We start from the raw sequence: 604 nt of genomic DNA, 5'->3' as shown, positions 1-604 counted from the left end.
TCCAATATGTTAAATATATTTAAACATTAATGGATAGTGAAAACAAAAGCCTGAATCTTTAATTACCAAGTAATTATCGATACAGGCTCTTTTTTTTTAAGACTTGTTAATGAATATTGTTGTTCCTTCTTCAACGAAAGGGGGGGAATTTTAAGAAGAAATGGATTCCAGAAGATTGCCACTAGAGTCGATCTTTTTCTTCATCACTGTTTCAAATAAGGAGTTACAATTTGTGCAAGTTAGAACCAAATTTAAAGTGATAAAATTTTATGAAATGGAAAAAATAGCCTTAGGAAAGGAGGGATACGAATGGTTGCGAAAAAATACTTAACAAGATTGTTCGTTTTGCTTATGATGATTGTGTTTATGGCAACTCCAGGCTCACTTAGTGTTTTTGCCGAATCTACTGCCGTAACAAAGCCTATACAATCAGTGAAAGCGACTGAGGTCGAGTTGAACGATGATTACTTTAATCCGAAAGTTATAACTATTCCTAATGGAAGACCAACAACCTTGATATTGAAAAACAAAGGTAGGAAAGAGCACACTTTTACAGTGGAAAAGCTGGGAATTGATGCCGAAGTCCAGGCGGGAAAAGAAAAAA

Annotated in this window: 1 protein-coding gene; it reads left to right on the top strand. The window is 34.4% G+C overall.

The window, feature by feature from the left end; all coding sequences use genetic code 11:
- Nucleotides 1-309: 309 nt before the first annotated feature.
- A partial coding sequence (locus tag V7266_RS22605; protein ID WP_335471231.1) for a cupredoxin domain-containing protein occupies nt 310-604 on the top strand: 295 nt, incomplete at its 3' end.

The sequence above is a fragment of the Neobacillus drentensis genome (genome assembly GCF_036965645.1).
Classification (GTDB): Bacteria; Bacillota; Bacilli; order Bacillales; family Cytobacillaceae; genus Neobacillus; species Neobacillus drentensis_D.
The sequence above is the reverse complement of the archived record's forward strand: the minus strand, read 5'-3'. Positions and strand labels throughout refer to the sequence as shown.